The organism is Streptomyces graminofaciens, assembly GCF_030294945.1.
Lineage (GTDB): Bacteria > Actinomycetota > Actinomycetes > Streptomycetales > Streptomycetaceae > Streptomyces > Streptomyces graminofaciens.
This window is the reverse complement of the sequence record NZ_AP018448.1, coordinates 5,281,016-5,305,475: the sequence shown is the minus strand read 5'-3', so window position 1 is coordinate 5,305,475 and position 24,460 is coordinate 5,281,016. Positions and strand designations below refer to the sequence as shown.

The window sequence follows — 24,460 nt, the reverse complement described above, 5'->3', positions numbered from 1 at the left end:
GGCTTGAAGATCCGTATCAGCCGCAGCCCAAGACCCAGACCCAGACCCGGCCCCAGGCGCAGAACAGCACTCCTGGCGGTCGGAGCACTCGCCTCCGGCCTGCTGCTGATCTCGCCCCAGCCCGCCTCCGCCGCCAACCTCGTCCAGAACCCCGGCTTCGAGACCGCCGGCGGCGACGGCATGCCGTACTGCTGGGAGAAGTCCGGCTGGGGCGACAACGACTTCACGTTCACCACCACGTCCGACGCCCACTCCGGCTCCAAGGCCATGAAGGTCGAGCTGACCCGCCGGGTCGACGGCGACCGCAAGGCGCTGATCACCGAGTCGGCGTCCTGCGCGCCGACGGTCTCGGTGGGCAAGCAGTACGACCTGGGCCTCTGGTACAAGTCGACGACCCCGGACACGTCCGTCACCCTCTTCCGGCACGACACGACGGCCGGCTGGCAGTACTGGACCGACCTCAAGACGCTCGCGATGGCGGGCAGTTGGACCGAGGCGACGGTCCGCACCCCGGAGATCCCCGCGGGCACCGACCGCATCACCTGGGGTGTCTCCGTCTACGGCACCGGCTCGGTCACGACGGACGACTACACGATGGACCGGGTCGCCGACCCCGTCCCCACCCCGGTGTGCAGCGGCACGGCGGAGGAGTGCGCGAACGGCCGCTGGGACGTGCTGCCCACGAAGAACCCCGTCCGCTCCATGCACTCCGTCGTCCTCAACAACGGCAAGGTCCTGCTGATCGCCGGCTCCGGCAACAGCGAGACGATGTTCGAGGCGGGCACCTTCACCAGCGCGGTCTACGACCCGGTCAACGGCACGTACAAGGTCATCCCCACGCCCAAGGACATGTTCTGCGCCGGTCACGTCCAGCTCGACGACGGGCGGGTGCTCGTGATGAGCGGCAACAAGGCGTACCCGGTCGTGGGCGGGCACGGCTACGAGGGCTTCAAGGACTCGTACGTATTCGACCCGGTGACGGAGACGTACACCAAAACGAACGACATGAACGACGGCCACTGGTACCCGTCGGCGACGATCCTCGGCAACGGCGACGTCATCTCCTTCGGCGGCCTGCGCGAGGACTCCACGGGATCGGTGACGGCCGAGCTGTGGTCGGACGCCGAGCAGCAGTGGCAGCCGCTGTGGAAGGTCAACCAGACCTGGTCGTACTGGGGCCTGTACCCGTCGATGATCCTGATGCAGGACGGCCGCCTCTTCTACTCCGGCAGCCATGTCTTCGGCAACAACATCCCGGGCACGGGCAGCGCGATCTACGACTACGGCGCGAACAGCGTCACGCAGATCCCCGGCTTGCAGAACAAGGACGAACGCGACCAGTCCGCGAGCGTGCTGCTGCCTCCGGCTCAGGACCAGAAGGTCTTGACGATCGGCGGCGGCAACATCGAATCCAACCCGGCGGCGAACCGCCTCACCGACATCATCGACCTGAAGGCCGCGAACCCCGCGTATGCGGCGGGCCCGCCGATCCCACAGGGCACGGTGGATCTGGGGAACGGAAAGGTGGCTGAAACGGGCAACCAGGGCAAGATGTATGTCTCCGCGGTGCTCCTGCCCGACGGCAAGGTCCTGGAGACGGGCGGCGCCCTGCACAACCGGGCCGACCCGGTGTACGAGTCCTCGCTCTACGACCCGGCGACCAACACCTTCGACCCGGTGGCGGCGGACCCCGAGGAGCGCGGCTACCACTCCTCGGCCTTCCTGCTCCCCGACGGCCGCGTGATGTCGACGGGTGACAACCCGGGCAACGGCTCCTGGAACCACGACGTGTCGATCTACACCCCGCCGTACCTCCTCAAGGGCACCCGCCCGAAGATCACCTCGGTGATCGACAAGGAGTGGGTGTACGGCGACACGCAGCGCATCACGGTGGACCGGCCCATCGCGAAGGCGGAGCTGATCCGCCCGGCGGCGGTCACCCACTCCTCCGACCCGAACCAGCGCTTCGTGGACCTGCCCCTCTCGGTCGACGGCGACAACATCGACCTGAACGTGACGAGCAACCCGAACCTGGCCCCGCCCGGCTGGTACATGCTCTTCGCGGTCGACGCGAACGGCGTCCCCTCGGTGGCGGAATGGGTCCACCTCCAGGGCCCGTCGGCGATGGCCGCCGCCTCGGCCGACACTCCCTCGGCCCACGTCCACGACTTCGCGGACGCCCCGAAGGGCAAGGTCACGGGGCCGGGCAAGAAGCGGGCTTCCCAGAAGGTCAGCCCGACGGTCTCCGGCTGCGACCGTCACTACGGCACGGTCAATGTCTGCGTCCCGACCACCTTCCCGAAGGAGGTCAAGAACACGACGGCGTCCCGCTGCGAGTGGCTGAAGAAGAACGACTACGGCCGCTTGAAGGTGAACGGCAAGGACGACCCGCTGAAGCTGGACCGCAACAGGGACGGCCTGGCGTGCGGGAAGGCGGACGTCAAGCGCCGCTGAGGATGATCAGGCAGAGCACGACCTGAAGGGTCCACTGCAGGATCACGGCCCCGCTCCTGGCGGACATCCACCGGGTGCGGGGCCACACCGCAGCCACCAGACCGGCGGCGACGGAGGCCCAGAAGAAGCCGTAGAGGACTTCGCCCGGGATGGTGGGGCAGGTCTCGCCGTAGGTGAAGCAACGGCTTCCCCGTTCGGTCCAGAGGGTCACGAAGAAGGACATCAGGACCATCGGCACGAGCAGGATCAGCCCCAGAGCCGCCCACAGGGTGATGCGCCGGGAGGACCGTGAGAGGTCGGGCCAGGTGGGCGAGGCCGACGGGCTCGGGTTCGGGTTCGGAAGCGCGGTGTCCATGCCACCACCCAACCGCGCCCACCGGCCCTGGTTGATCGGTTCCCGTACTCAACCCGTCTGCGTACGCGTGCTCAAGAACGGGCCGGTACGTGACTGGAGCCCTGACACCAAGGCTCAAGGAGCGGGTGTGCAGCGCGCCTGCGAGGTGAGTGAGGCCGTGTCGCAGGTTCGAATCCTGCCGGGGGCACCAGCGCAAAGGCCCCGAACCGATCATGGTCCGGAGCCTTTGACATCCACTTCTGGCATCAGCGAGGGCGGTCACTCACACCAGCCGCCGCTTGAACAGTCGATCCATGTGGCTGACGGTCTCGCGCCGGGTGTCCTGCACGACGCGCGCGTACACGTCCATGGTGATGCTGATCTGGCTGCGCCCGAGGATCTCCATCACGACGCGGGGCGCGACTCCGGCAGTCGTGAGGAGCGTCGCCGTGCCATGCCGAGCGTCGTGAAGCCGGATGACCCGAAGGCCGGGGGCCCGGCTCGAACGCGCTGGTCCCTCCACAACGGGCCGGTGCTGCGGGTCTGGTGGATGAGTGTGGACGTCGGTGTCGGTAGGTGATCCGTGGTCTTGACGGGCCGCAACAGCACTCCCCCCCCCCACGGCTGACATCACCGGGGCTAGCCGGGGGTGAGGCGCCAGTATCCGTAGGGGTTGTAGAAGAAGTCGTCTTCCTCGAAGTGTTCACACTCGACCCGGTTCATGATCCACTTGCGTGCGTCCGGGGAGATCCGGAATCCTTCGCCGTCCTGAACGCCGTGTTCGGGCTGCTCGGTCAGCAGGTAGTACGCCGCGACGTTCATGGTGGTCACCCACTCATGCAGCAGCTCTGGCTCGTCAATGGGTCCGGGTGCCAGCTCCACGTCGGCTTCGCCGAGGAGATGCATGCCGCAGCTGTAGTACACGTCCTCGCTGGCGAGAACGGGCACCACCCATGCCTGGACAAGGGCGTCTGCAAGGTCGTACGCATTCTCAGGGGCTGCCGTCCTGTCCGCCAGGGCCAGCCATCGCTCGCGCCCGCACGCCACGCCGCTGGATTCGTTCTTCACCGCGGTAGCCCCGTTGGCCAGCAACGCGGCAGTGACGGCCAGCGCTCGCCGGGAGACGTCAAAGGCAGTGGACTGGGAGATCGGCGGCGACAGTACATAGGCAACCGAGTCATGTGCATCCACCGCAGCCCAGTCGTCATCGCCGAACCCGTCGTCATTGGTGAACTGACGGGCACCCAACGCGGCGTCAAATGCGCTACGCATCTCAGGGTCCGGGCTTTGGTGCAGTTCCTCGAGGGTGAACTCCCCTCCGCCTGCCTCATCAATCGCCCGGTTGAGTACGTCGAGATCCAGGCCGACTCCGATCGCGCACAACACATGCCTCGGCATCACATCCGAGGCGGGGACCACGAAGCGCGAGCCATTGATGACGTCCCCTTGCCACACCTTACTCATGTAATCCAGCATTACAGGTCGACAACAGGTTGTGATCAGTAATGGCAATTCTGTGAACGGCTGGGTGCTGACGCGGTGTTGCCCACATCATCTTCTCAGCGCCGGCTGCGGCGTACCGGTTGTCGTAGAGCTTCCAACGACTCATAGGCCGGTCGGCTTTGTGTCTCGGTCGTCGCCCACAGGAAACGATCTGGCGCCCGGCGACGGATGCGTGACGTCCCGACAGCCGGACGCGGTAGCTCCGCCCGCGGAGGGGAAAGAAGCTCCCATGGGGGACCCGATCGGCGAGACAGACGAACTCCGGGCAGCAGACAATCGGCTCTGGCAGCACTGCCTCCACGAGGGCAACGTGCGTTACCAGCAGGGAAACCTGTTCCTGGTCGCGCAGTCCCTCTTGGCCGTGGCCTACAGCACCATCCTGGCCGCCGGCAACGACAACCTGCCTGCCGCCCGAGCGATGGCAGCGTTCGGAATCGCATTCACGCTCATCTGGCTGTACACCGGACACCGCCACCTCAAATACAGCCGAGCGCTCCAACGCCGCGCGACTGCGAGGTTCCGTGACTATGCGGAGACCTTGGCTACTTGCCGACCACGAGGACGGAGCTCGCTGCCGCTGATCGCCTACGCGCTGCCTTCACTTGCCGCCGTGATGTGGCTGGTGCTGCTACTGATTGGCTGAGCAAGCTGAGGTAGTGGCACCGGGCAGTTTGCCCAGCCGGCCCGGCCCGGCCCGGCCCGGCCCGTTTCAGTTTCCGTCCCAGTCATCTGTCCCGATCGAATCGGTTGGCCCTGCTGGTCGAGGAGCTGCACGGCGCGCTCCAGGCCCGCAGCCCCAAGCAGCGCCGACCGTCACGAGCGCGCTTGGGCAATCGACCCCCGCCTCACCCCGTACGCGTCCTCAACGCCTCCCGCACGATCGCCTCCAGCTGCTCGTGATGCGCGCCCTTCCAATAAGCCCGCCCGCACTCACCGCACTGTGCGAACACGTCGTACGACCGCTGCGTCCCGCCCTCCAGCCGGTCGGAGACCTCCTCCTTCGTGGCGGACTTGAGCAGTCCGTTGCACGCCGTGCACCGACTCCACGGCCGCAGCTCGGGGGCGAACCGGTCTAGTACGTCGCGGAGTTGCTCCTCCGGTCGCGTGCTGTAGACATACGCCCCCGCCCACAGCTCACGGCGGCGCAGCAGCCCCCGGTCGCGGCTCAGCATCACCCGCTGCTCGGCGGCCGACAGCGCGGCCAGTGCCGGGTCGCCGATGTCCGTCGACTCGTACGCCGTGTCCACGCCGAGGAGGCGCAGGCGGCGGGCGAGGGTGCCGAGGTGGACGTCCAGGAGGAAGCGGAGCGGAGCGCCGGGGACCCGCTGGGGGCGCTCGACGGCCCGTACCTCGATGTGGTCGTCGGCGACCGGGACGTACGACGTCGGGACCTCTCGGCCGTCGACCCACAGGGAACCGGCCTCGGTGAGCGGGACGCCCGCCGACTCGACGACGTGGCCCAGGGACGAGGCGCCGTCCGTGGTGAGCGTCCGGCGCAGCTTGCGCTGGACGAACAGGGCCAGGTCGGGGGCGAATTCGAGGTGGATCTCGGGACCGTTCACCTGGTCAGGATGTCACGCGAGCCCCGGCTGTGGCCTCAGGGTTTTCGGGTCGGCAGGCCGTTCGCCAGGACGTCCACGGTGCGGTCGACCAGGTCGAAGAGCTCGTCCCGGAAGTCGTTCTCGGCCCAGTACAGGGAGATCTCCCCGAAGCCGCTGATGAGGGACATCGTGTAGACCCGTACTTCCAGGCTGTCCGGGTCCCAGCCGGTGCGTTCGGCGACGGCTCCGGCGAGCATGCGGCTGGTGGTCGAGATGCTCTCCCGCATCCGGGCACGCACCGCGGGGACCTGGACCAGCAGAAGCGACCGCAACCGGGTGATCTCGGGTTCCTGTTCGAGACCGACGAGGACGGCCTTCCGCATCACATACCGCAGCGACTCGATCCACGGCTCGTCCGCCGGACGGTGGCGCAGCTCCTCCAGGATGAGCGGGTCGTACTCGTCCGTGAGGACGATGTCCTCCTTCGTCGGGAAGTAGCGGAAGACCGTGGACGGCGACACGTCGGCGCGCTCGGCGATCTGCTCGATCGTGGTGGCGTCGTAGCCCTGTTCCTTGATCAGTGCGTACGTCGCGTCGCGGATCGCCGTCCGGGTCTTGATCTTCTTCCGCTCACGAAGTCCCAGCGGGGGGGCGTCCGTGGGGGGAGAGGTGCGTGCGGGCGTCATGCCGGTCATTGTCGGGCATCGGCCTGCTCGGCTGCCATGTCCGGGGCGTCCGCAGCGTCGTCCGCCTTCCGTGTCCCCGGCAGGAACGCCGCCGCCAGCAGCGCTGCGACTATCGCCGCGATTCCGCACACCAGCAGGACGACGCCCATGCCGTGGACGTACGCGCTGTTCGCGGAGGTCAGTAGGTCGGCTGAGCCCGTCTTCTTGGCGACCGTGTGCGCCGCGACAACCGACTCCCCGGCGGTGTCGGCGACCCGGGCGGGCAGCCCGGTGACGTCGAGGCGGTCCCGGAAGGTGGCGGCGAGCAGGCTGCCGAGCAGGGCGATGCCGATCGCGCCGCCGACCTGGCGCAGGGTCATGAGGAGCCCGGAGCCGCTGGCGGCGCGGTCGCGGGGCAGGGTGCCCAGGGCGTTGCTCATCGCCGGCATGAGGGAGAAGCCGAAGCCGAGGCCGGTGATCGCGAGCCACAGTGCGGTGAAGCCGTAGCCGGAGTCGATCGTCGTACGGCTGCCGAGGAGGGCGGCGAAGGCCAGTACCACCAGGCCCGCGCTCACCGTGGCGCGTCCGCCGAAGCGCGCGGCGGCCTGTGGGGCCGTCCGGGAGGCGACCAGGATGCCGCCCATCATCGGCAGCAGCCGTACGCCGGTGCCGAAGGCGTCGTGGCCGAGGACCGCCTGGAGATAGGGCGGAAGCACGAACAGCAGGCCGGTCAGGACGAACATCACCAGGGTCGCGGCGATCGTGTTGAAGAGGAAGCCGCGGTGGGTGAGGAGGGTCATGTCGAGCATGGGGCGCTCGGCCCGGCGTTCGCGCAGGACGAGAGCGGTGATGAGTACGACGGCTGCCGCGAGCGCGGCCAGGACCAGCGGGTCGGCCCAGCCGCGGACCGGTGCCTCGATGATCCCGTAGACCAGGGTGCCGAGGCCGGTCGCGGTGAGCGCGGTGGCGACGGTGTCGACCTTGGGGGAGGCGGGGTCGCGGGTCTCGGGGAGCAGGAAGACGCAGGCGGCGATGCCGACCGCGGCCATCGGGACGTTGACCAGGAAGACCGATCCCCACCAGAAGTGGTTCAGCAGCCAGCCGCCGATGATCGGGCCGAGCGGCAGGCCGAGAGCGGAGGCGGCGGAGACGATGCCGACGGCCTTGGCGCGCTCGTCGGCTCCGAAGAGCGAGGGCAGGACGGAGAGCGCGAGCGGGGTCACGAGGGCCGCTCCGACGCCCATCACGGCACGGGCGGCGATCACCGCGCTCACGTCCCCCGCCAGGGCGCCGACCAGCGATCCGGCGAGGAAGATCCCGAGCCCGGTGATCAGCATCAGCCGCCGCCCGAACCGGTCGCCGAGCAGCCCGGCCGGAAGCATCAGCGCCGCGAAGACCACTACGTACGCGTCCGCCATCCACTGCTGCTGGCCGGTGGTGGCGCCGAGGTCGGCCGCCATCGTCGGCAGCGCCACGTTCAGGATCGTCATGTCGAAGCCGAGGGTCAGCATGCTCGCGACGAGGGCGCCGAGAGCCCACCAGCGGCGGGGGTCTAAAGTGGAAGTATCCATGAAATGAGAGTAGCTCTCAAAAGGTAGTCCATGTCAATCAAGTGTTCGGGGCAATGAAAAAGGGCCACGGCTCGAAGCCGTGGCCCTGGAAGAGGGGTGGGGGCGCTACGCGTGCTGGTAGGCCACCAGGGAGATTCCCACGTAGTGCGCGACGAACGCGGCGAGGGTGAGGGAGTGGAACACCTCGTGGAAGCCGAACCAGCGTGGTGACGGGTCCGGGCGCTTGAGGCCGTAGATCACGCCGCCCGCGCTGTAGAGCAGACCGCCCACGATCACCAGGACCAGCACCGCGATGCCGCCCGAACGCATGAAGTCGGGCAGGAAGAAGACGGCCGCCCAGCCCATCGCGATGTAGCAGGGCGTGTAGAGCCAGCGCGGGGCGCCGACCCAGAAGACGCGGAAGGCGATGCCCGCGGCCGCGGCTCCCCAGATGCCCCACAGCAGCCACTGCCCCTTCCCGTCCGGCAGCAGCAGCATCGTCAGCGGGGTGTAGGTGCCCGCGATGATCAGGAAGATGTTGGCGTGATCCAGACGGCGCAGGATGCCGTCCATGCGGGGGCTCCAGTTGCCCCGGTGGTACAGCGCGCTCACGCCGAACAGCAGGCAGGCCGTGAGGGCGAAGATCCCGCAGGCGATGCGTCCGCGTGTGGAGTCCGCGAGGGCGGTGAGCGCCAGGCCCGCGACCAGCACGGCCGGGAACATGCCGAGGTGCAGCCAGCCCCGGAGCTTGGGCTTGACCGGATCGGGGATGTGGTGCCCGATCTGGTGGGCGATCTGATGCGGCAGGGAAGGCGCGCCGGACTCGCGGCCGTCGGCCGGCGTGTCCGTGGGCGCGTCGGGGGCGGACGCAGTCATGCACGCAATCGTACCTACGGAACCGTAAGTTACGCGTCGGCAACGCCCGTTCGGTATCCCGAAGTGGCCATCGTCTCATGCTCGGGCGTGAATGGGGATACCCGGGTGACTTCCTGGGCACTCGTGGTGACGTCGTGGTGACGTACAGGAATTCACCGGGCGAATCGCCTGGAGTGGCAGGGCTCACTCCGCTCACGTGTGAGGCCCTATGGACATATGCGCGGACCCGTCGGATGATCAAATGAGTGCGGTCGGCACCGGATGAGCGCTGAAGATCTCAGCTTTGAGGCATCCGGGTCGCAGCCCCCACGGGGCCTCCAACAAAAAAATCCCTCATTTAGGAGCAATCGTGGCGCGCGACATCGCGGCTCCCCCCTCCACCGTCCCGACCACCCACCGAGAACTCGTCGCGTGGGTGAACGAGATCGCCGAACTGACGCAGCCGGACAACGTGGTCTGGTGTGACGGATCAGAGGCCGAGTACGAGCGCCTGTGCGAGGAGCTCGTCGAGAAGGGCACCTTCCGGAAACTCGACCCCATCAAGCGCCCGAACTCCTACTACGCGGCTTCCGACCCGACCGATGTCGCCCGGGTCGAGGACCGCACGTTCATCTGCTCGGAGAAGGAAGAGGACGCGGGCCCCACCAACCACTGGAAGGCGCCCGCCGAGATGCGGGACATCTTCCAGGGGGAGAAGGGCCTGTTCCGCGGCTCGATGCGCGGTCGCACGATGTACGTCGTTCCGTTCTGCATGGGCCCGCTGGGATCGGAGCTCTCCGCGATCGGCGTCGAGATCACCGACTCCGCGTATGTCGCCGTCTCCATGCGCACGATGACCCGCATGGGCCGGCCGGTGCTGGACGAACTGGGCTCCGAGGGCTTCTTCGTGAAGGCCGTGCACACCCTCGGCGCCCCGCTGGAGCCGGGTGAGGCGGACGTGCCGTGGCCCTGCAACCAGACCAAGTACATCTCCCACTTCCCCGAGAGCCGCGAGATCTGGTCCTACGGCTCCGGGTACGGCGGCAACGCGCTGCTCGGCAAGAAGTGCTACGCCCTGCGTATCGCGTCCGTCATGGCGCGGGACGAGGGCTGGCTGGCCGAGCACATGCTGATCCTGAAGCTCACTCCGCCGCAGGGCGAGTCGAAGTACGTGGCGGCGGCGTTCCCGTCGGCGTGCGGCAAGACGAACCTGGCGATGCTGGAGCCGACGGTGCGCGGCTGGACGGTCGAGACGATCGGCGACGACATCGCGTGGATGCGGTTCGGCGAGGACGGGCAGCTGTACGCGATCAACCCCGAGGCGGGGTTCTTCGGGGTCGCGCCCGGCACCGGTGAGCACACCAACGCCAACGCGATGAAGACGCTGTGGGGCAACTCGGTCTTCACGAACGTGGCGTTGACGGACGACGGCGACGTGTGGTGGGAGGGGATGACGGAGGAGACCCCGGCGCACCTGACCGACTGGAAGGGCAACGACTGGACGCCGTCCTCCGAGGTCCCGGCCGCCCACCCGAACGCCCGCTTCACGGTGCCGGCCGCGCAGTGCCCGATCATCGCGCCGGAGTGGGAGGACCCGAAGGGGGTGCCGATCTCGGCGATCCTCTTCGGTGGCCGCCGCGCGACGGCCGTCCCCCTGGTGACGGAGTCCTTCGACTGGAACCACGGTGTCTTCCTCGGCGCGAACGTGGCGTCCGAGAAGACCGCCGCCGCCGAGGGCAAGGTCGGCGAGCTGCGCCGCGACCCGTTCGCGATGCTGCCGTTCTGCGGCTACAACATGGGCGACTACATGGGCCACTGGGTCGACGTCGCCAAGGGCCGGGACCAGGCGAAGCTGCCGAAGATCTACTACGTCAACTGGTTCCGGAAGAACGAGCAGGGCAAGTTCGTCTGGCCGGGCTTCGGTGAGAACAGCCGGGTGCTGAAGTGGATCGTGGACCGGCTGGACGGCAAGGCGGAGGGCGTCGAGACGCCGATCGGGATTCTGCCGACGACGGATGCGCTGGACACGGACGGGCTTGAACTGTCGTCCGCCGACCTGGACTTCCTGCTGACGGTCGACAAGGAGGTGTGGCGGGAAGAGGCAGCGCTTGTTCCCGAGCACCTCAACACCTTCGGCGATCACACGCCGAAGGAGCTGTGGGACGAGTACCGCGCGCTGGTGGAGCGCCTGGGCTGACGTCCCCCTTCCAGCTCCGCGGCCGGTCGGATATGGGTTGCCCTGACCAGCGACGTCTCCTCGACCGGCCGCGGACCCTTTTGCGCGGAGAGTCTTCTCGCCCCCGCCGCCCCTACCCGTCCCATCCTCCCTCCAGGGGCTGCCGCCCCTTCGACCCCGCCTGGGCGTGAGAGCTCGGGTGGGTGGGGTTGTGTGGCGGGTGCGGGTGCGGGTGCGGGTGCGGGTGCGGGTGCGGGTGCGTTGTGGTTGCTCGCGCAGTTCCCCGCGCCCCTGCACGGGCGCGGGGAACTGCGCGACTGGCTCCCACCGGGTCGCAGCCGACACACATGCCCGGGGGCCGGGAGTAAAAACGCTCGGGACCATTTCGCCCATCACCTCTGCCCCGGACGGGATTTCGCGGGACACTCGGGACATCTGCACCGAACCCCGAAATGAGGTGAGCGGGGTGCGTACACCCGTCAGTGACCCCTTGAAGATCGGCCCGTACCGCATCGTGGGCCGTCTCGGCTCCGGCGGTATGGGCTGGGTCTATCTGGGACGTTCCCCCTCGGGCCGCGAGGTGGCGGTGAAGGTCGTACGCCCGGAGCTGGCCTCCGAGCCGGAGTTCCGGGAGCGCTTCACCCGCGAGGTCGCCGCCGCCCGCATCGTCAGCGGCGCCTACACCGCCGCCGTGGTCGACGCCGACACCGAGGCCGAACTCCCCTGGCTCGCCACCCTCTACGTCCCCGGCCCCTCCCTCGCGGAGGCGATCCGGGCCGACGGCCCCCTCCCCGAGGCCCAGGTCCGCACGCTCGGCGCGGGACTCGTCGAGGCGCTGCAGGCCATCCACGCCGCCCATGTCGTCCACCGCGACCTCAAGCCCGCGAATGTCCTGCTCGCCTCCGACGGCCCCCGTGTCATCGACTTCGGCATCTCCCGCGTCGACGGCGCCCCCGGCCTCACCCGCGTCGGCATCGTGGTCGGCACCCCGCCGTTCATGTCGCCCGAGCAGATCAGGGGAGCCCGGGTCGGCCCGTCGAGCGACGTGTTCTCGCTGGGCGGCGTTCTCGTCTACGCCCTCACGGGACGGCCGCCGCACGGCACCGGGGAAGGAGTGCGGGTGGAGGTCGTACGCGGCGAGCCCCAACTCGACGCCGTACCGGACGGGTTACGGCCTCTCGTCGCGCGGTGCCTGGCCAAGCGGCCGGAGGAACGGCCCGGGCTGGGGGAGATATTGGAGGAGCTGGTGGGAGACGGCCAGGCCGACGCCGGGGCTGCCGGCGCCGCTCACGCGCTCACCGAGACCGTGGTCGCCGTCTGGCCGCCGCCGCAGGTCGCCCGGACGATCGAGGTGCGGTACCAGGAGCTGAAGGACCGCCACCGGCGTCGTACGGGAACGAGCGAGTCCGTGCCCTCCTGTCTTCTGCTGCACGCCCAGGCGTTGCTCGACGCCGGGTTGACCGACGCCATGGTCGCCGAGGCGGTGGTCCGTGACGGCGCCTGACTCCTACGCGGGGCGTGACTCCTACGGCGGCCGGGACCCGCACCCCAGCGGCGACTCGTATTCCGCCTACTCCGGTTACTCCGGCCGTACTCCCGAGATCTACGACCTCGGCGGCCACTGGCGGCAGTTGGTGCAGAACTGGGTGGCCCGGCGGAATTACCACACCGTGAGTGACGCCGTTTCCGTCTCGCTGCGATTCGATCTCGAAGAAGCGGGGCGGATGGTGACGGTGAGGTTCATGACCACCAAGAAACTCCTCGTCGCCTTCGCCACCGACGGCAACTTCCTGCGCCGCGACCAGCTCGCCATCGCCGCCGCCGCCTCGAACGCGTGGAATACGGAACAGTTGAACCCCATGCTTTCCGTCTGGGACGTACGCGGGCCGCGCCCCTGTCTCGCCGGGGTCTGTGATCTCCCGCTGACCTGCCGGATCACCCAGGCCGACTTCGATGCGCTGGCCAATGACTGGGTGGATCGGGCGCGACAGATGTTCAGTCGTTGTCATCAGGTGTTCAAGTTGTAGAAGAGAACGGAAGAGGATCGGAAGTTGGTCGGAAGATGGTCGGTTGAATTTCCCAAAGGCTTCCGGAATCCCGCACTCCTGCTTCAGTATTGGATGGGTCTTTCAGGGTGCGGGGGTGTGCCTTTCAGGCCACGGGGGGTCGGTGCGATGGGTGCCATCAGACGGTTTTCCTTTCTCGGTGTTGTCAGTGTTCTCAGTGTTCTCGTGGGGTTGCTGGTCGCTCTGGTGCCGGGGGGTACGGCCAGGGCCGCCGAGTCGTGCGAAGAGCCCGTCACCGCGTGGCTGGACTGCTGGGCCGAGCGGGTCAGCAGCCGTGGCGCCTGGGTCGTGAAGCTCGACCGTGAGCTGGCGCTGGACGGGCAGGAGCACCACGAGCGCAAGAAGACGGAAGAGGCGGTCCGCAAGCGCCGGCACCAGCTCGTGGTGGATGTGCCGGACGGAGCACGGACGGGGCAGGGCGGCACTGTCCTGCTCATCCTGGCCGGCGGCCGTCTCGTCCATCCCGGCGCGAGCATCGACCGGCTGCCCAAGTGGGCGGTGGACGAGCTGGACGCGGTGGGCGCCTGCACGCCGACGCGGCTGTGCGACATGGTCCGTGAGGAAGAAGGCGACAAGCAGCCGCTGACCGGCGCCGAGTTGATCCAGGACAGGGTCGTCACCGACTCCTCCACCCAGCTCAACGCCTTCGAGCCCATCCCGGGACCCGAGCCCTCCAACACGCCGACCACCTCGCCCGGCGACCGGAACGACAAGAAGGACAAGGGCGACAAGGACGACAAGAAACAGGACGACAAGAAGCAGGACGACAAGGGCGGCGGGACCGGGCAGACCGTCGACAACCAGAACGGCAACCAGAACGGCGAGAACGACTCCCTCTTCGACGGGCCCGTCGTCTGGATGAGTCTCGTACTCGCCCTGCTCCTCCTCGCCTTCGTGATCCTCGTCCGCCGTTCCCGCGGCCCGGTCGCCGTGGGCCATCGCGCGGCTCCCGTCCGCGGCGGCGGCAACGCCGCGCCCACACGCGCCGTCCGCACCGCCAACCGGGCGTCGCCCGCACCGGCACACGGCGGCGACGAAAGCACCGCCCGCCTCCGCGTCACCCCCGCCGCCGCACCCCGCCACGGCCGGCACGTCGGTGCCCGCCCCTCCCACGCCCGGACCGCGGTCGTCCGCAGCGACCTGCACCCGCAGGGCTATGTCGAACTCGACCGAGTGCTCTACCGAGCCGTATGGGCGGACCCCGACCGCCCGCCACCCGCACCCGGCGGCCTCGTCGACGTCACCGACGCGCGCGAACGGGACTCCGACGTCCTGTACGCCTTCCCGCCCACGGCCGCCCGCCACGCCAAGGGCACGCCCCGATAGCCAGTCACCAGCGCCACCCATCAGGGCCACACGAGTCGCACGGCCGCAGGAACCACAGAAACAACCACAGGAACCACAGGAACCACAGGAACCACAGAACACCGGAACACCAGGGGGAGACCGATGCACCGCGAATACCCGCCCACCCTGCCGGCGGAGTACGCCGACATCGAGTTCGAGAACAACGCGCAGCGCATGCCGTTGGTGCTCTGTCTCGACACCTCCAGTTCCATGGCGGGCCAGCCCATACAGACGCTCAACAACGCGCTCGCCGAGTGGACCCGGGAACTCCACGAGGACGTCAGCCTCAGCTACAGCGTGGAGGTCGCCGTCGTCACCTTCGGCGGGCAGGGCGTGGGGGCCTGGCGCGGGCCCCAGCTCCTCGACCCGCGGACCCGGGTGAGCCCGTTCATCCCGGCGCACGCCTTCCAGGCGCCGCAGCTGACGGCCGCCGGGGTAACGCTGATGACGGAGGCGCTGGAGCTGTCGATGCACATCGTCGCGGCCCGCAAGGCGGAGCTGCGCGCGTCGGGGCTGCAGTACTACCGGCCGCAGATCTGCCTCGTCACGGACGGACTGCCCACCGACCCGACCGGCCATCTCACCGACTCCTGGCACCGGCTCGTCCCCGTCCTCGCCGAGGAACAGCAGGCCCGCCGCTTCCGGCTCTACGCCATCGGCGTCGGCGGGATCACCGACATGGGCGAGTCGGTGCTGCGGGCCTTCGCGCCCAAGTTCAACGCCCGCCTACAGGGATTCCCCTTCCGGGAGCTGCTCCAGATGATGTCGGCGAGCGCCAACGCCGAGCAGAAGGGTGCCGGGGACGAGGTGTTCGAGAAGATCTTCAGCCAGTTCAAGACACAGCGCCCGGCCTGGGAGGCGTAGTGGACTCGCCCTGGCGCATCCACGGGCTCAGTGTCGAGGGCTACCGGCACCGCCGGCAGGGCCTGCCCTGCCAGGACGCCTGCGCCTACGCCACGACCTCCTCCGTGGCCGTGCTGGCCGTCGCCGACGGGGCCGGCAGCCGGCCCCGCTCGGAGGAGGGGGCCCAGCTCGCCGTGAAGCTCGCCGCCGAGCACTTCGCGCGGCGGGCCGCGGCAGCCGTCGAGATCCAGCCGGGGGAGGCGGTGCACGAACTGCTGCGGGACGGCTTCAACGACGTGAGCAAGGAGTTCCTGGACGCCACCGGCTCCGACGCCGCCGACTTCGCGACCACCCTCACGGTCGTCGTGCTCGCGCCCGGCTGGCTCGGGCATCTGACCGTGGGGGACGGGTTCGTCGTCGTACGGGCCGGGAGTGAGGACGGGGAGCGGCAGTTCCATCTGCTGCCGCAGGCCGCGGCCGCCAGTGAGTACAGCAACGAGACGGTGTTCCTGACCTCGCCGGACGCGAGCCGCTGGACACACACCGAGTGCGTGTCCGACGACGGCATCGACGGGGTGCTGCTGTCCACCGACGGGCTCGCGCAGGCCATGATCAACCGGCCCGCCGGCGGCGCCCAGTCCCCGAACGTCTCCTTCGCTGACGCCGTCTTCCGCTCCCTCGACACCGCCGCCGAGGAGCCCCAGGACGCCCAGGCCGTCCAGGGCGCCCAGGACAGCGGCCTCGCCGCCCTGCTGCGCTCCGACCGCCTCACCGCGCTGAACGCCGACGACAAGACCCTGCTGCGCGCGGTCCGCAGGGACCGCCGATGACGGGCCCCGCACGGACCTTCCGGGAGGCATGCGCATGAGCGGCCGTACGGTCTTCCTCGACGGCAAGCGGGTCACGCTCGCCGAGCTGCCGCTGAAGGGCGGCGGGCAGGCGGCCGTCTTCCCGGTGGAGGGCGACCCGGGGATCGTCGTCAAGATCTACCGCGAAACGCCCGGCGACGACCAGGAGCGGCGCCTCGCCCGCATGCTCACCATGTCCCCGCTCGCCGCCCGCCCCACCGACGCCAACCAGCCGCCCGAGCTGGCCTGGCCCACCGCCATCGCCCGGGACGAGAACGGGCGGTTCATCGGCTACGCCATGCGCCGCTTCGGCGAACCCCAGCACGTCCAGCTGGTCGGGCTGTTCACCCGCGTCCAACGGCTGAAGCTCTTCCCGGACCGGGCCGACTGGCGGTTCCTGCTCGGCGTCGCCTGGAACCTCGCCTTCATGACGGCCCGGATGCACTACGACAACCTCGTCATCGGCGACTTCTCCAGCAGCAACGTCGTCGTCGACGCCAACGGCTTCGTCACCTTCCTGGACTGCGACTCCATCGCCTTCACCGACCCGGTCACCGGCGAGCTCTTCCCGTGTCTGATGCACACCACCGACTACTCGTCCCCCGAGCGCCAGTCGGGCAGCGCCGCGAGCCGGCAGAGCGACGACTTCGCCCTCGCGATCCTCGTCTACCAACTGCTCACCGCCGGCAACCACCCCTTCGGCGGGGTCCCGCACGAGAGCCCCTCCGAGTCGACCGTCAAGGACAACATCGCCTCGTCCATCTCGTACGTCGTCCGCCCGGAGATGGTCGTCATCCCGCGCGGCACGGTCGACCCGTCCGTGCTCCCGCCCGAGCTGCTCACCCTCGCCAAGGCCGCCTTCGGCCCCGGAGTCCAGGCCCCCGCCGCCCGGCCCCCGGCCGAGGCCTGGCTGCGCGCCCTCGACAAGGAGCGCGGTCAGGTACGGGTCTGCCCGGTCCGGCCGCTGCACACGTTCGGCTCCCATCTGCCGACCTGCCCCTGGTGCACCCGCGCGGCCGTCACCGGCCACGACGTGTTCAACGGCCCCCGCCCGATGACCCCCACCGGACCGGGCACCCTCCAGCAGGAGCCCGTCCCGTCCCCGTACGCCGCGTTGACGGTGTTCGCCGTGGTGATCGCGGTGATCGTGCTGATCGTGATCCTGGCCAACGCCTGAGCGGCCCGGTCCCGCCGCTCACCCCGACGAGCGGTCCTCCAGATAGCGGGTGTGCGACTCCTGCCGCCGGGCCTCGACCTCCCGCAGGCCCTCCGCCACCCGCCCCAATTCCTCCTGCAAAAGCGCGAGTTGGCGTTCCAGGTGGCGCTCCGGCGGTTCCGTGCCCGGGGCCATCCGGGTCCACCACCGGGTGCGTACGAAGGTGTCGACCGCCTCCGGGACGTCCTGCCGTACCGCCCGCGACAGCTTGTGCACGCCCTCCGGGTCCTGGACCAGGACCTCGGCGACCCAGCCGGGGTCGAGCAGGGCCGCGAGCAGCTCGGTCAGTTCGGTGAGGCGGCCGGCGGCGGCCGGGGGCAGTTCGATGCCGCTCAGATACTCGCCGAGCCTGCCGAAGTCGTCCCGGATCTCGTCCAGTTGGGCCGAGGGGTCCGGGAAGTCCGGCAGCGGCGGACGCTCGGGCGGGGCGATCAGGGCGCCCGCCCCGTACAGGCCCGCCACGACCACCGGCCAGTACGGGCCCGCGACGCCGGCGAAGGTCAGCCCGAGCCCGGCCAGGCCGAGCGCGCTGCCGGTGAGGTTCTTGCGGGACTCCAGGTAGCCGACGAACCTGGTGCTCCTACTGGTAGCCACGGATCTCCTCGAAGGCGCCGTCCAGCGAGCCCTTCCGGGCGTCGAAGAGACGGCCGCCGGTCAGCTCGGCGATGTGCTCCAGCTCGTCCTGGTCGGAGTCGCCGAAGAGGATCGGGAAGACGGGGATCCGCTGCTCGTCGCCCGGCAGTCGGCCGTAGAAGTCGTCGAACTCCTCCGGGCCCGCGCCCGTCGTGTTCTCGCCGTCCGTCATCAGCACGATCGACGTGAACGTGTCCCGGTCGTCGGTCCCGAGATGCCCGTACGCCTTCTCCAGGGACGTGTAGATCGCCGTGTCGCCGTCGGCGCTCAGGTTCCCCGTGTCCTCGCGGATGGCGTCCAGGCCTGACTTGGGGTTCTCGGGGCTCACGACATGCGTCCGTACGCTCTTCACGTCCGACCCGAACGGCATCAGCGTGACCTCCTCCCGGTCCCGGAAGTCGCCGGTCAGCTCGGTGAGCGCGGTCTTCAGCCGGTCGAGGCGGTCGCCCTCCATCGAGCCCGAGGTGTCCAGCACGTACACGGTCCGGGACGGCCGGCGCAGCTCGTTCTCGTAGGCGTCGAGGAGTCCGTCGGCGACGGACCGGCTGCCGGGGAAGGGGAGTTCGCGACGGCGGGTGGTGTCCAGGCCGGTCGCGGGCGGCACCGAGGCGACCACCGGGCGGCGCAGGGTCCTGTCGGTGATCAGCTTCTGCAAGCCGGTCGTGCGCAGGGCGTCGGTGACCCGGCGGACGTCCTCGCGGACCTCCTTGCCCGTGGAGGAGAGGGAGGACAGCGGATAGTCGGCCGTCACGACCCCGTCGCGGGGGCGGATCACCGTCAGGTCCTTGCGCGCCTTCAGCACCGACTCGTAGTTGAGCAGCGCGTCGACGTCACCGCGCCGGTCGTAGGCCTGGGCCAGCCAGCCCGACGAGCCCGACGTCAGCTCCTGGCCCTGGAAGAACTCCTTCAGCCTCGGCGTCGCCTTCGCCACGTCCGCGTCCGTGAGCGCGGACTGGGCGCCGGACAGCCCCGAGGCCACCGAGATCAGCGTCGAGAAGCCGGAGTTGGAGCGCGAGGGGTCCGTCATCCCGTACGTCAGCCTCCCGGCCGCCACCGCCTCCTCGATGTCCGACCAGGTCACGTCCTCGGGCTTCCAGCCCAGCTCCCGCACGGTGTCCGGCTTGACGCCGATCGCGACGGGGCTGGACATCACCGGCGTCTCCGACACGACCTGCTTCGCCGCCTCGGGCCGTAGCCGCAGATAGTCGTTGGAGGAGAGCCAGAGGGCGTCGTACGTGCCCTTCGCCCGGCCCTTCGCGAGCAGTTCGACGGCGTCGAGGGTGCCCATGTAGGTGGGGCGGATCTCGATGCCGGTGTCCTTCTCCAGCCGCTCCCAGACGGGCTTCATGTCGGCCAGCTCGCTGGAGGCGAGGACGCGGAGGGTGCCGGGGCGGTACTCGTTCGCGGGTGCCTCGGGCTCCTCGGTGGTGCAGGAGACCGAGAGAAGCAGCATGGCGGCGACCGCCACGACCGCACGTACTCTCATGCGAGGCCCCCTTCCAGCGCGCCCCGCGAGCGGCTGCGCTCCAGGTACGCGGTGGCGCTCTGGAGTTCGGAGGTGAGGGACTCGACCGTGGCCGCCATGGTCTCGGTGGCCTGGACCTTGTAGGTGTCGATGGCGTCGAGGGTGCGGTAGATCTGCTGGAACGCCGTGCGGAGGGTCTCCGCGCCGACGGCCGGGTCGGCGGCGATGCGCTGGATCTCGCCGCTCTGCGTGGCGAGCATCTCGGCGTTGCCCCGGATCAGGTCCTCGGTCGTGCCGCGCAACGCGTTGACCTGCTCGATGACCTTCTTCTGGTTGTCGAGCGCGGAGGCCAGCATCACGGAGATGCGCAGCGCGGAGACCGTGGTGGTGGCGGCCCGGTCGACGCCCTTGATCAGCTCGTCGTTGTTGCGTCGTACGACGTCCATGGCGAGGTAGCCCTGGGCGCAGACGGCGAGCTGGGTCAGCAGGTCCTGGTGCTTCTGGCGGACCGGGAACAGGACGTCCGCGCGGAGGGTGTCGGCCTGCTGCGGGTCACCGGCGCCGCCGATGTGCTCCTCGACCGCCCTGTCCAGGGCCTCCGTCAGCACCACGAACTCCTGGAGCTTGCCCATGGTCTCCCACAGGCGGACCCGCTCGGTCTGCAAGGCCGCGTTGTCGCGCCGGAGTTCGTCCTGGCCGCCGCGCAGCGAGCCCACGATCTTGTTGAGCGTGCCCTGTGCGGAGGCGTACTTGGCGACGTGGTCGCGCAGCTTGTTGCCGCCCGGCAGCCGGGACAGGAACTTGCGGCCCTTGCTCGCCGGCAGGTCGCGCGGGTCCAGGTCCTCGACCACCCGCCGGAGTTCGACGAGCGAGCCCGCGACCTGTGACTGGGCGTCCCCGCCCTTGTCGGGCAGGCTGCGCAGGGTCCGCTCCAGCATGCGGTTGGACTGCGCCGCGGCGGCCCGCATGTCGGCCGAGCCGAGCCCGGCGATCTCCCCGACCTTGCCCGCGAACTCGGGCGACCGGGCGTCGAGCGCGGCCAGCCCCCGCACGTACTCGGCGGCCTTCGCGGCCATGTCCGACCGTACGGAGTCGTCGACGGGCACGAGCCCGCCGGCCTTCTCCCGGGGCACGGCCGCGACCGGCTCGGGAGGGGTGAGCGTGAAGGTTTCCTCGGTTGTCATGACTGGTGGTCCCCCGTTGTTCTCACTGGCCTCTGGCCCGGCGCGCCATCTCGTGCAGCACCTCGGAGGTGGGCACGGGCGCCTGCCGGACGGCCAGTCGTGGCGTCAGATACGTCGTGTGGTCGGCGGTCGCCGCCGTGAACTCGGTGGCCGCCCCCTGCGGCCGGAACCCGTGCCGGGCCGCCAGCTTCCGCAGCGTCGGGTCCGTGCCCAGGAGTTCACCGAGGGCGCGGCCCTCCTGCGTGACGGGGACGACGGTGTGGTCGCTGTTGACCGTGGTGTCCGGGTAGAGGACGACGAGGTCGTCGGCGGACGCCTGGCCCTGGTCCTGGTTGAGCAGCGCGGCGACCTGCGACTCGTAGACGAGGACGAGCGGGTTGCCCACCCCGCTGACGAAGTCCCGGAAGGCCGCGTCCGTGCTGGTCTGCTGGGCGCCCTGGACGCTGATCAGCTCGTGCAGCAGCGGTGCGGTCTTCCTCACGTCCGCGTCGGCCGCCACGACCCGGCCGCCGTTGGCCACGAAGGAGGTGGCGGCGAGGTACAGCGCCCCGGAGTTGGAGGTGGTCGGGTCGGTCGTGGCGATGTAGAGGAGGCCGGTCAACTCCCCGTACTTCTCCGCTCCCTTGAGCTGCTGCCACGTCCGCCCGTCCTCGGCGGCCTTCAGGTACGCGGTCATGTCGAAGGTGCCCCGGCTCTTCTCCAGCTTCGCCAGACCGTTCCTCCGCAGCACCTCGGCGGCGTCCCGGTGGGCGACCACGACGAGGGGCGAGTAGAACGGCCGGGGCAGGGTCCCGCGCACCTTGTACTTGGCGGCCAGCTCCTCGGCGGGTGCCTGGCTGGACGGGAACGCGAAGTCGTACTCCTTGAGGTCCAGCCCTTCCATGGCCCAGGACCCCGACGTCTCCGTCTTCACGGTGTAGCCCTTGGCGGCCAGGGCTTTCACCACCTCGGGATCGGCGAAGAACTCCGCCTTCTCCGACCCGATCACTCCATGCACGGTCTTCGTTGCCGTGCCCTTGTCCCCGGTGTCCCGGCCCGCCACGACAGCAGCCACCACGCCGCCGATCAGCAGGACCGCGAGGACGATTCCAGCGATGCGTCTCACACCGGGGAGCGTGCTCCCGGAACCCAACGTTCCCGGTGGGTCCGGGTGAACGTCAGGTGAAGCGGCCGTCCCGGTACGCAACCGGAAGCAGGGCCGCCGGTATGTGGAACGGGGAGAGGGAGGGTCGGCTTACTGGCGGGCCCTCCGCCGATCGGCCTCGTGGCCGTGACGACCCCGCTCCGCACCACGATGCTGGCCCTGCCCGCGCTGATGGCGACGCCGGAGATCCTGACGACACGCTTGGGCGAGCTCGAACCCGGCGAGCGGGTGGTCGGAGTTCAGTCCTTCCACTCGTGGGCGAGTATCGCGTAGACGTACTCGCTGCCCCAGCGGTCCCCGTCGAGGTCGTTGTCGACCAGATGCGCTTCGCGGCGCATTCCGAGACGCTCGCACACGCGTACCGACGCGGTGTTGAGGACATCGAGCCGGGCGAAGACCCGGTGCACCCCCAACCGGCCGAAGGCCAGCGAGGCCAGGGCGCGTGCCGCCTCGGTGGCATAGCCCTGTCCGGCGTACCGCGGGTTGAAGACCCAGCCGATCTCGGCCTGCCGGGCGCGCGCACTCCGCAGGGTGAGGACCACCTCGCCGACGACACCCGGTTCGTCCGCGCGGCACACGGCCAGCAGGAGTACGTCACCATCGGCCTGCCAGGTGGTCCCGTCGGCTCGCGCGGCGATGGACTCGGCACAGCCCTCGTGGGTGAGCGGCGGGCGAAGGAGGTAGCGCACGACCTCCGGCAGGGACTGGTACGCGTACCGGTCGTCGACGTCACCCGGCGCGAACAGCCGCAGGATCAGCCGTTCGGTGGCGATGGTCGCCGGGACGTACCGCGTGACGTTGTCCATCTCAGTGGGTCGCCAGCTCCCGCTGGTCGGTGCTGGTGCTGGTGCTGGTGCTGGTGGTGGCCGCCGCCAGCGCGGCGTCATGCGCGTCCATCCGCTCCGCCGCCAGGATCGCCGCCGCCGTGTCCGCCCGGGACGCCGCGACGACAAGGGCCCGTCCCGCGAGGGCGTGCGCACGGCGGTGCAGCGGGGCGGCGGTGGTCTCCGACGCGGGGGCGCCCGGCGTCCGTACCGGCCGGTGTCCTCCCCGTAGCCGGGTCACCTGCTGGACCAGCCGTTCGGCGGCCGTGTCCAGCTCGCCGGAGGGGGTCAGGGCGCGGAGCTCGTCGGTCGTCGCGAGCAGTGCCGCGAGATGGCCGGCGAGCTGGATGTCCAGCTCCTCCTCGCGCGAGCGGTGGGGGAAGTCGGAGGTGGCGGGGCCGGCCATCGTGTGGACCGACTTGCGACGGATCGGCTCGTACATGGGATGGCCTCCAAGCTGTCGTCCACCCACCTTACCTTAGATCCTGTCTAAAGTTGAGCGACGTCTGAAGCGTATGCGGGCGCCCCCGGTGAACGACGAAGCCGGGGCGCCTCACAGGCAACCCCGGCCTCACACCCGGCCAAGCCGGCACGGCGCTACGGCTGGCCGTACCCGTCCAGGAAGTTCCCGATCCGCGTGATCGCCGACCGCAGGTCACCCACCGTCGGCAGGGTCACCACCCGGAAGTGATCGGGCTCGCTCCAGTTGAAGCCGGTGCCCTGGACGACCATGATCTTCTCCTGCCGCAGCAGGTCCAGGACCATCTGCCGGTCGTCCTTGATCTTGAAGATCTTCGGGTCGAGGCGGGGGAAGAGATACAGCGCCCCCTTCGGCTTCACGCACGACACGCCCGGGATCTGCGTCAGCAGCTCGTACGCTACATCGCGCTGCTCCTTCAGACGGCCGCCCGGCAGCACCAGGTCGTTGATCGTCTGGCGGCCGCTCAGCGCCGCCACCACTCCGTGCTGCCCCGGCATGTTCGCGCACAGCCGCATGTTCGCCAGGATCGTCAGACCCTCGATGTAGGAGTCGGCGTGCGCTCGCGGCCCGGAGATCGACATCCAGCCGACCCGGTAGCCGGCGACGCGGTACGCCTTCGACATGCCGTTGAACGTGAGCGTCAGCAGGTCGGGGGCGATCGAGGCGGTCGGGGTGTGGGTGGCGCCGTCGTAGAGGATCTTGTCGTAGATCTCGTCCGAGCAGACCAGCAGGTTGTGGCGGCGCGCGATGTCCGTCAGGCCCCGGATCATGGCCTCGTCGTAGACCGCGCCGGTGGGGTTGTTCGGGTTGATGATGACGATCGCCTTGGTGCGGTCGGTGACCTTCCGCTCCACGTCCGCCAGGTCCGGCATCCAGTCGGACTGCTCGTCGCAGCGGTAGTGGACCGCCGTACCGCCGGACAGGGAGACCGCCGCCGTCCACAGCGGGTAGTCGGGGGAGGGGACGAGCACCTCGTCGCCGTCGTCCAGCAGGCCCTGCATGGCCATCACGATCAGCTCGGAGACGCCGTTGCCGATGAAGACGTGCTCGACGTCCGTCTCGATGCCGAGGGTCTGGTTGTGCATGACGACCGCCCGGCGCGCGGCCAGCAGGCCCTTCGCGTCGCCGTAGCCATGCGCCGACGAGACGTTGCGGAGGATGTCCTCCAGGATCTCGGGCGGGCACTCGAAGCCGAAGGCGGCCGGGTTTCCGGTGTTCAGCTTGAGGATCCGATGTCCGGCCGCCTCGAGCCGCATCGCCTCCTCGAGCACCGGGCCCCGGATCTCGTAACAGACGTTGGCGAGCTTGGTCGACTGGATCACCTGCATGTC

At 69.5% G+C, this 24,460-nt stretch carries 23 protein-coding genes and 1 pseudogene; 10 read left to right on the top strand and 14 right to left on the bottom strand.

Annotation, left to right across the window (positions count from 1 at the left end):
• The first annotated feature begins 3 nt into the window (after positions 1 to 3).
• Positions 4 to 2,454: a galactose oxidase-like domain-containing protein gene (locus SGFS_RS22590; protein WP_434028207.1), complete on the top strand. Its 2,451-nt coding sequence runs from the start codon at positions 4 to 6 to the stop codon at positions 2,452 to 2,454.
• On the opposite strand, the gene SGFS_RS22585 is transcribed toward SGFS_RS22590, so the two are convergent.
• From SGFS_RS22585 to SGFS_RS22575, 3 genes and pseudogenes are all read right to left on the bottom strand, one after another.
• Positions 2,441 to 2,809 carry a hypothetical protein gene (locus SGFS_RS22585; protein ID WP_286252845.1) on the bottom strand — a complete coding sequence of 123 codons (369 nt, stop codon included), beginning with the start codon at positions 2,807 to 2,809 and terminating at the stop codon, positions 2,441 to 2,443. The genes SGFS_RS22590 and SGFS_RS22585 overlap by 14 nt on opposite strands.
• A 262-nt stretch (positions 2,810 to 3,071) precedes the next feature.
• Positions 3,072 to 3,281 (bottom strand): annotated as a pseudogene (locus tag SGFS_RS22580) (tyrosine-type recombinase/integrase); the annotation flags it as partial.
• 146 nt (positions 3,282 to 3,427) lie between these two features.
• Positions 3,428 to 4,252 carry a hypothetical protein gene (locus tag SGFS_RS22575; protein WP_286252844.1) on the bottom strand — a complete coding sequence of 275 codons (825 nt, stop codon included), beginning with the start codon at positions 4,250 to 4,252 and terminating at the stop codon, positions 3,428 to 3,430.
• Between the two features lie 268 nt (positions 4,253 to 4,520).
• Between SGFS_RS22575 and SGFS_RS22570 the strand changes: the two genes are divergently transcribed.
• A complete protein-coding gene (locus SGFS_RS22570; protein WP_286252843.1) occupies positions 4,521 to 4,934 on the top strand; it encodes a hypothetical protein in 414 nt (137 codons plus the stop codon).
• Between the two features lie 202 nt (positions 4,935 to 5,136).
• On the opposite strand, the gene SGFS_RS22565 is transcribed toward SGFS_RS22570, so the two are convergent.
• From SGFS_RS22565 to trhA, 4 genes are all read right to left on the bottom strand, one after another.
• The gene (locus SGFS_RS22565) at positions 5,137 to 5,853 is read right to left on the bottom strand and encodes a Mut7-C RNAse domain-containing protein (protein ID WP_286252842.1); all 717 of its coding nucleotides are present in this window, start codon (positions 5,851 to 5,853) and stop codon (positions 5,137 to 5,139) included.
• Positions 5,854 to 5,888: 35 nt separating this feature from the next.
• The gene (locus tag SGFS_RS22560) at positions 5,889 to 6,518 is read right to left on the bottom strand and encodes a TetR/AcrR family transcriptional regulator (protein ID WP_286252841.1); all 630 of its coding nucleotides are present in this window, start codon (positions 6,516 to 6,518) and stop codon (positions 5,889 to 5,891) included.
• Between the two features lie 5 nt (positions 6,519 to 6,523).
• Entirely contained in the window at positions 6,524 to 8,068 is a 1,545-nt protein-coding gene (locus SGFS_RS22555; RefSeq protein ID WP_286252840.1) for a DHA2 family efflux MFS transporter permease subunit, read from the bottom strand.
• 105 nt (positions 8,069 to 8,173) lie between these two features.
• Complete coding sequence (gene trhA / locus SGFS_RS22550; RefSeq protein WP_286252838.1) at positions 8,174 to 8,923, bottom strand: PAQR family membrane homeostasis protein TrhA; 750 nt, start codon at positions 8,921 to 8,923, stop codon at positions 8,174 to 8,176.
• Positions 8,924 to 9,272: 349 nt separating this feature from the next.
• Between trhA and SGFS_RS22545 the strand changes: the two genes are divergently transcribed.
• From SGFS_RS22545 to SGFS_RS22515, 7 genes are all read left to right on the top strand, one after another.
• Positions 9,273 to 11,099, top strand: coding sequence for a phosphoenolpyruvate carboxykinase (GTP) (locus tag SGFS_RS22545; protein WP_286252836.1), 1,827 nt, complete (start codon positions 9,273 to 9,275; stop codon positions 11,097 to 11,099).
• Between the two features lie 445 nt (positions 11,100 to 11,544).
• Positions 11,545 to 12,582, top strand: coding sequence for a serine/threonine-protein kinase (locus SGFS_RS22540; protein WP_286252834.1), 1,038 nt, complete (start codon positions 11,545 to 11,547; stop codon positions 12,580 to 12,582).
• Entirely contained in the window at positions 12,569 to 13,105 is a 537-nt protein-coding gene (locus SGFS_RS22535) for a hypothetical protein (RefSeq protein ID WP_286252832.1), read from the top strand. Before SGFS_RS22540 ends, SGFS_RS22535 begins: the two co-directional genes overlap by 14 nt.
• Before the next feature lie 204 nt (positions 13,106 to 13,309).
• Positions 13,310 to 14,470, top strand: coding sequence for a hypothetical protein (locus SGFS_RS22530; RefSeq protein ID WP_286252831.1), 1,161 nt, complete (start codon positions 13,310 to 13,312; stop codon positions 14,468 to 14,470).
• A 123-nt stretch (positions 14,471 to 14,593) separates the two neighbouring features.
• Positions 14,594 to 15,355, top strand: coding sequence for a vWA domain-containing protein (locus tag SGFS_RS22525; protein ID WP_286252829.1), 762 nt, complete (start codon positions 14,594 to 14,596; stop codon positions 15,353 to 15,355).
• Positions 15,355 to 16,164 carry a PP2C family serine/threonine-protein phosphatase gene (locus SGFS_RS22520; RefSeq protein ID WP_286252828.1) on the top strand — a complete coding sequence of 270 codons (810 nt, stop codon included), beginning with the start codon at positions 15,355 to 15,357 and terminating at the stop codon, positions 16,162 to 16,164. Before SGFS_RS22525 ends, SGFS_RS22520 begins: the two co-directional genes overlap by 1 nt.
• A gap of 34 nt (positions 16,165 to 16,198) precedes the next feature.
• Positions 16,199 to 17,359 (top strand): hypothetical protein, encoded by a 1,161-nt coding sequence (locus SGFS_RS22515; protein WP_286252826.1) that lies wholly within the window; start codon positions 16,199 to 16,201, stop codon positions 17,357 to 17,359.
• An 18-nt stretch (positions 17,360 to 17,377) separates the two neighbouring features.
• Here SGFS_RS22515 and SGFS_RS22510 read toward each other — a convergent pair whose 3' ends face one another.
• The 4 genes from SGFS_RS22510 to SGFS_RS22495 are packed head-to-tail and all read right to left on the bottom strand — an operon-like array spanning position 17,378 to position 21,785.
• The gene (locus SGFS_RS22510; RefSeq protein WP_286252824.1) at positions 17,378 to 17,992 is read right to left on the bottom strand and encodes a hypothetical protein; all 615 of its coding nucleotides are present in this window, start codon (positions 17,990 to 17,992) and stop codon (positions 17,378 to 17,380) included.
• On the bottom strand, positions 17,979 to 19,517 hold the full coding sequence (locus SGFS_RS22505; RefSeq protein WP_286252821.1) for a substrate-binding and vWA domain-containing protein: 1,539 nt from the start codon (positions 19,515 to 19,517) through the stop codon (positions 17,979 to 17,981). Before SGFS_RS22505 ends, SGFS_RS22510 begins: the two co-directional genes overlap by 14 nt.
• On the bottom strand, positions 19,514 to 20,680 hold the full coding sequence (locus tag SGFS_RS22500) for a toxic anion resistance protein (RefSeq protein ID WP_286252820.1): 1,167 nt from the start codon (positions 20,678 to 20,680) through the stop codon (positions 19,514 to 19,516). The genes SGFS_RS22505 and SGFS_RS22500 overlap by 4 nt, the downstream gene beginning before the upstream one ends.
• Before the next feature lie 22 nt (positions 20,681 to 20,702).
• Positions 20,703 to 21,785, bottom strand: coding sequence for a substrate-binding domain-containing protein (locus tag SGFS_RS22495; protein WP_286252818.1), 1,083 nt, complete (start codon positions 21,783 to 21,785; stop codon positions 20,703 to 20,705).
• A 159-nt stretch (positions 21,786 to 21,944) separates the two neighbouring features.
• Between SGFS_RS22495 and SGFS_RS22490 the strand changes: the two genes are divergently transcribed.
• Entirely contained in the window at positions 21,945 to 22,097 is a 153-nt protein-coding gene (locus SGFS_RS22490) for a hypothetical protein (RefSeq protein ID WP_286252817.1), read from the top strand.
• Here SGFS_RS22490 and SGFS_RS22485 read toward each other — a convergent pair.
• From SGFS_RS22485 to SGFS_RS22475, 3 genes are all read right to left on the bottom strand, one after another.
• The gene (locus tag SGFS_RS22485; RefSeq protein ID WP_286252816.1) at positions 22,064 to 22,630 is read right to left on the bottom strand and encodes a GNAT family N-acetyltransferase; all 567 of its coding nucleotides are present in this window, start codon (positions 22,628 to 22,630) and stop codon (positions 22,064 to 22,066) included. The two genes, SGFS_RS22490 and SGFS_RS22485, sit on opposite strands and share 34 nt — an antisense overlap.
• A 1-nt stretch (position 22,631) precedes the next feature.
• Positions 22,632 to 23,090: an SCO4983 family protein gene (locus SGFS_RS22480; RefSeq protein WP_286252815.1), complete on the bottom strand. Its 459-nt coding sequence runs from the start codon at positions 23,088 to 23,090 to the stop codon at positions 22,632 to 22,634.
• A 155-nt stretch (positions 23,091 to 23,245) separates the two neighbouring features.
• Positions 23,246 to 24,457, bottom strand: a complete 1,212-nt coding sequence (locus SGFS_RS22475) for a pyridoxal phosphate-dependent aminotransferase (RefSeq protein WP_286252814.1) — start codon at positions 24,455 to 24,457, stop codon at positions 23,246 to 23,248.
• Between the last annotated feature and the right edge of the window lie 3 nt (positions 24,458 to 24,460).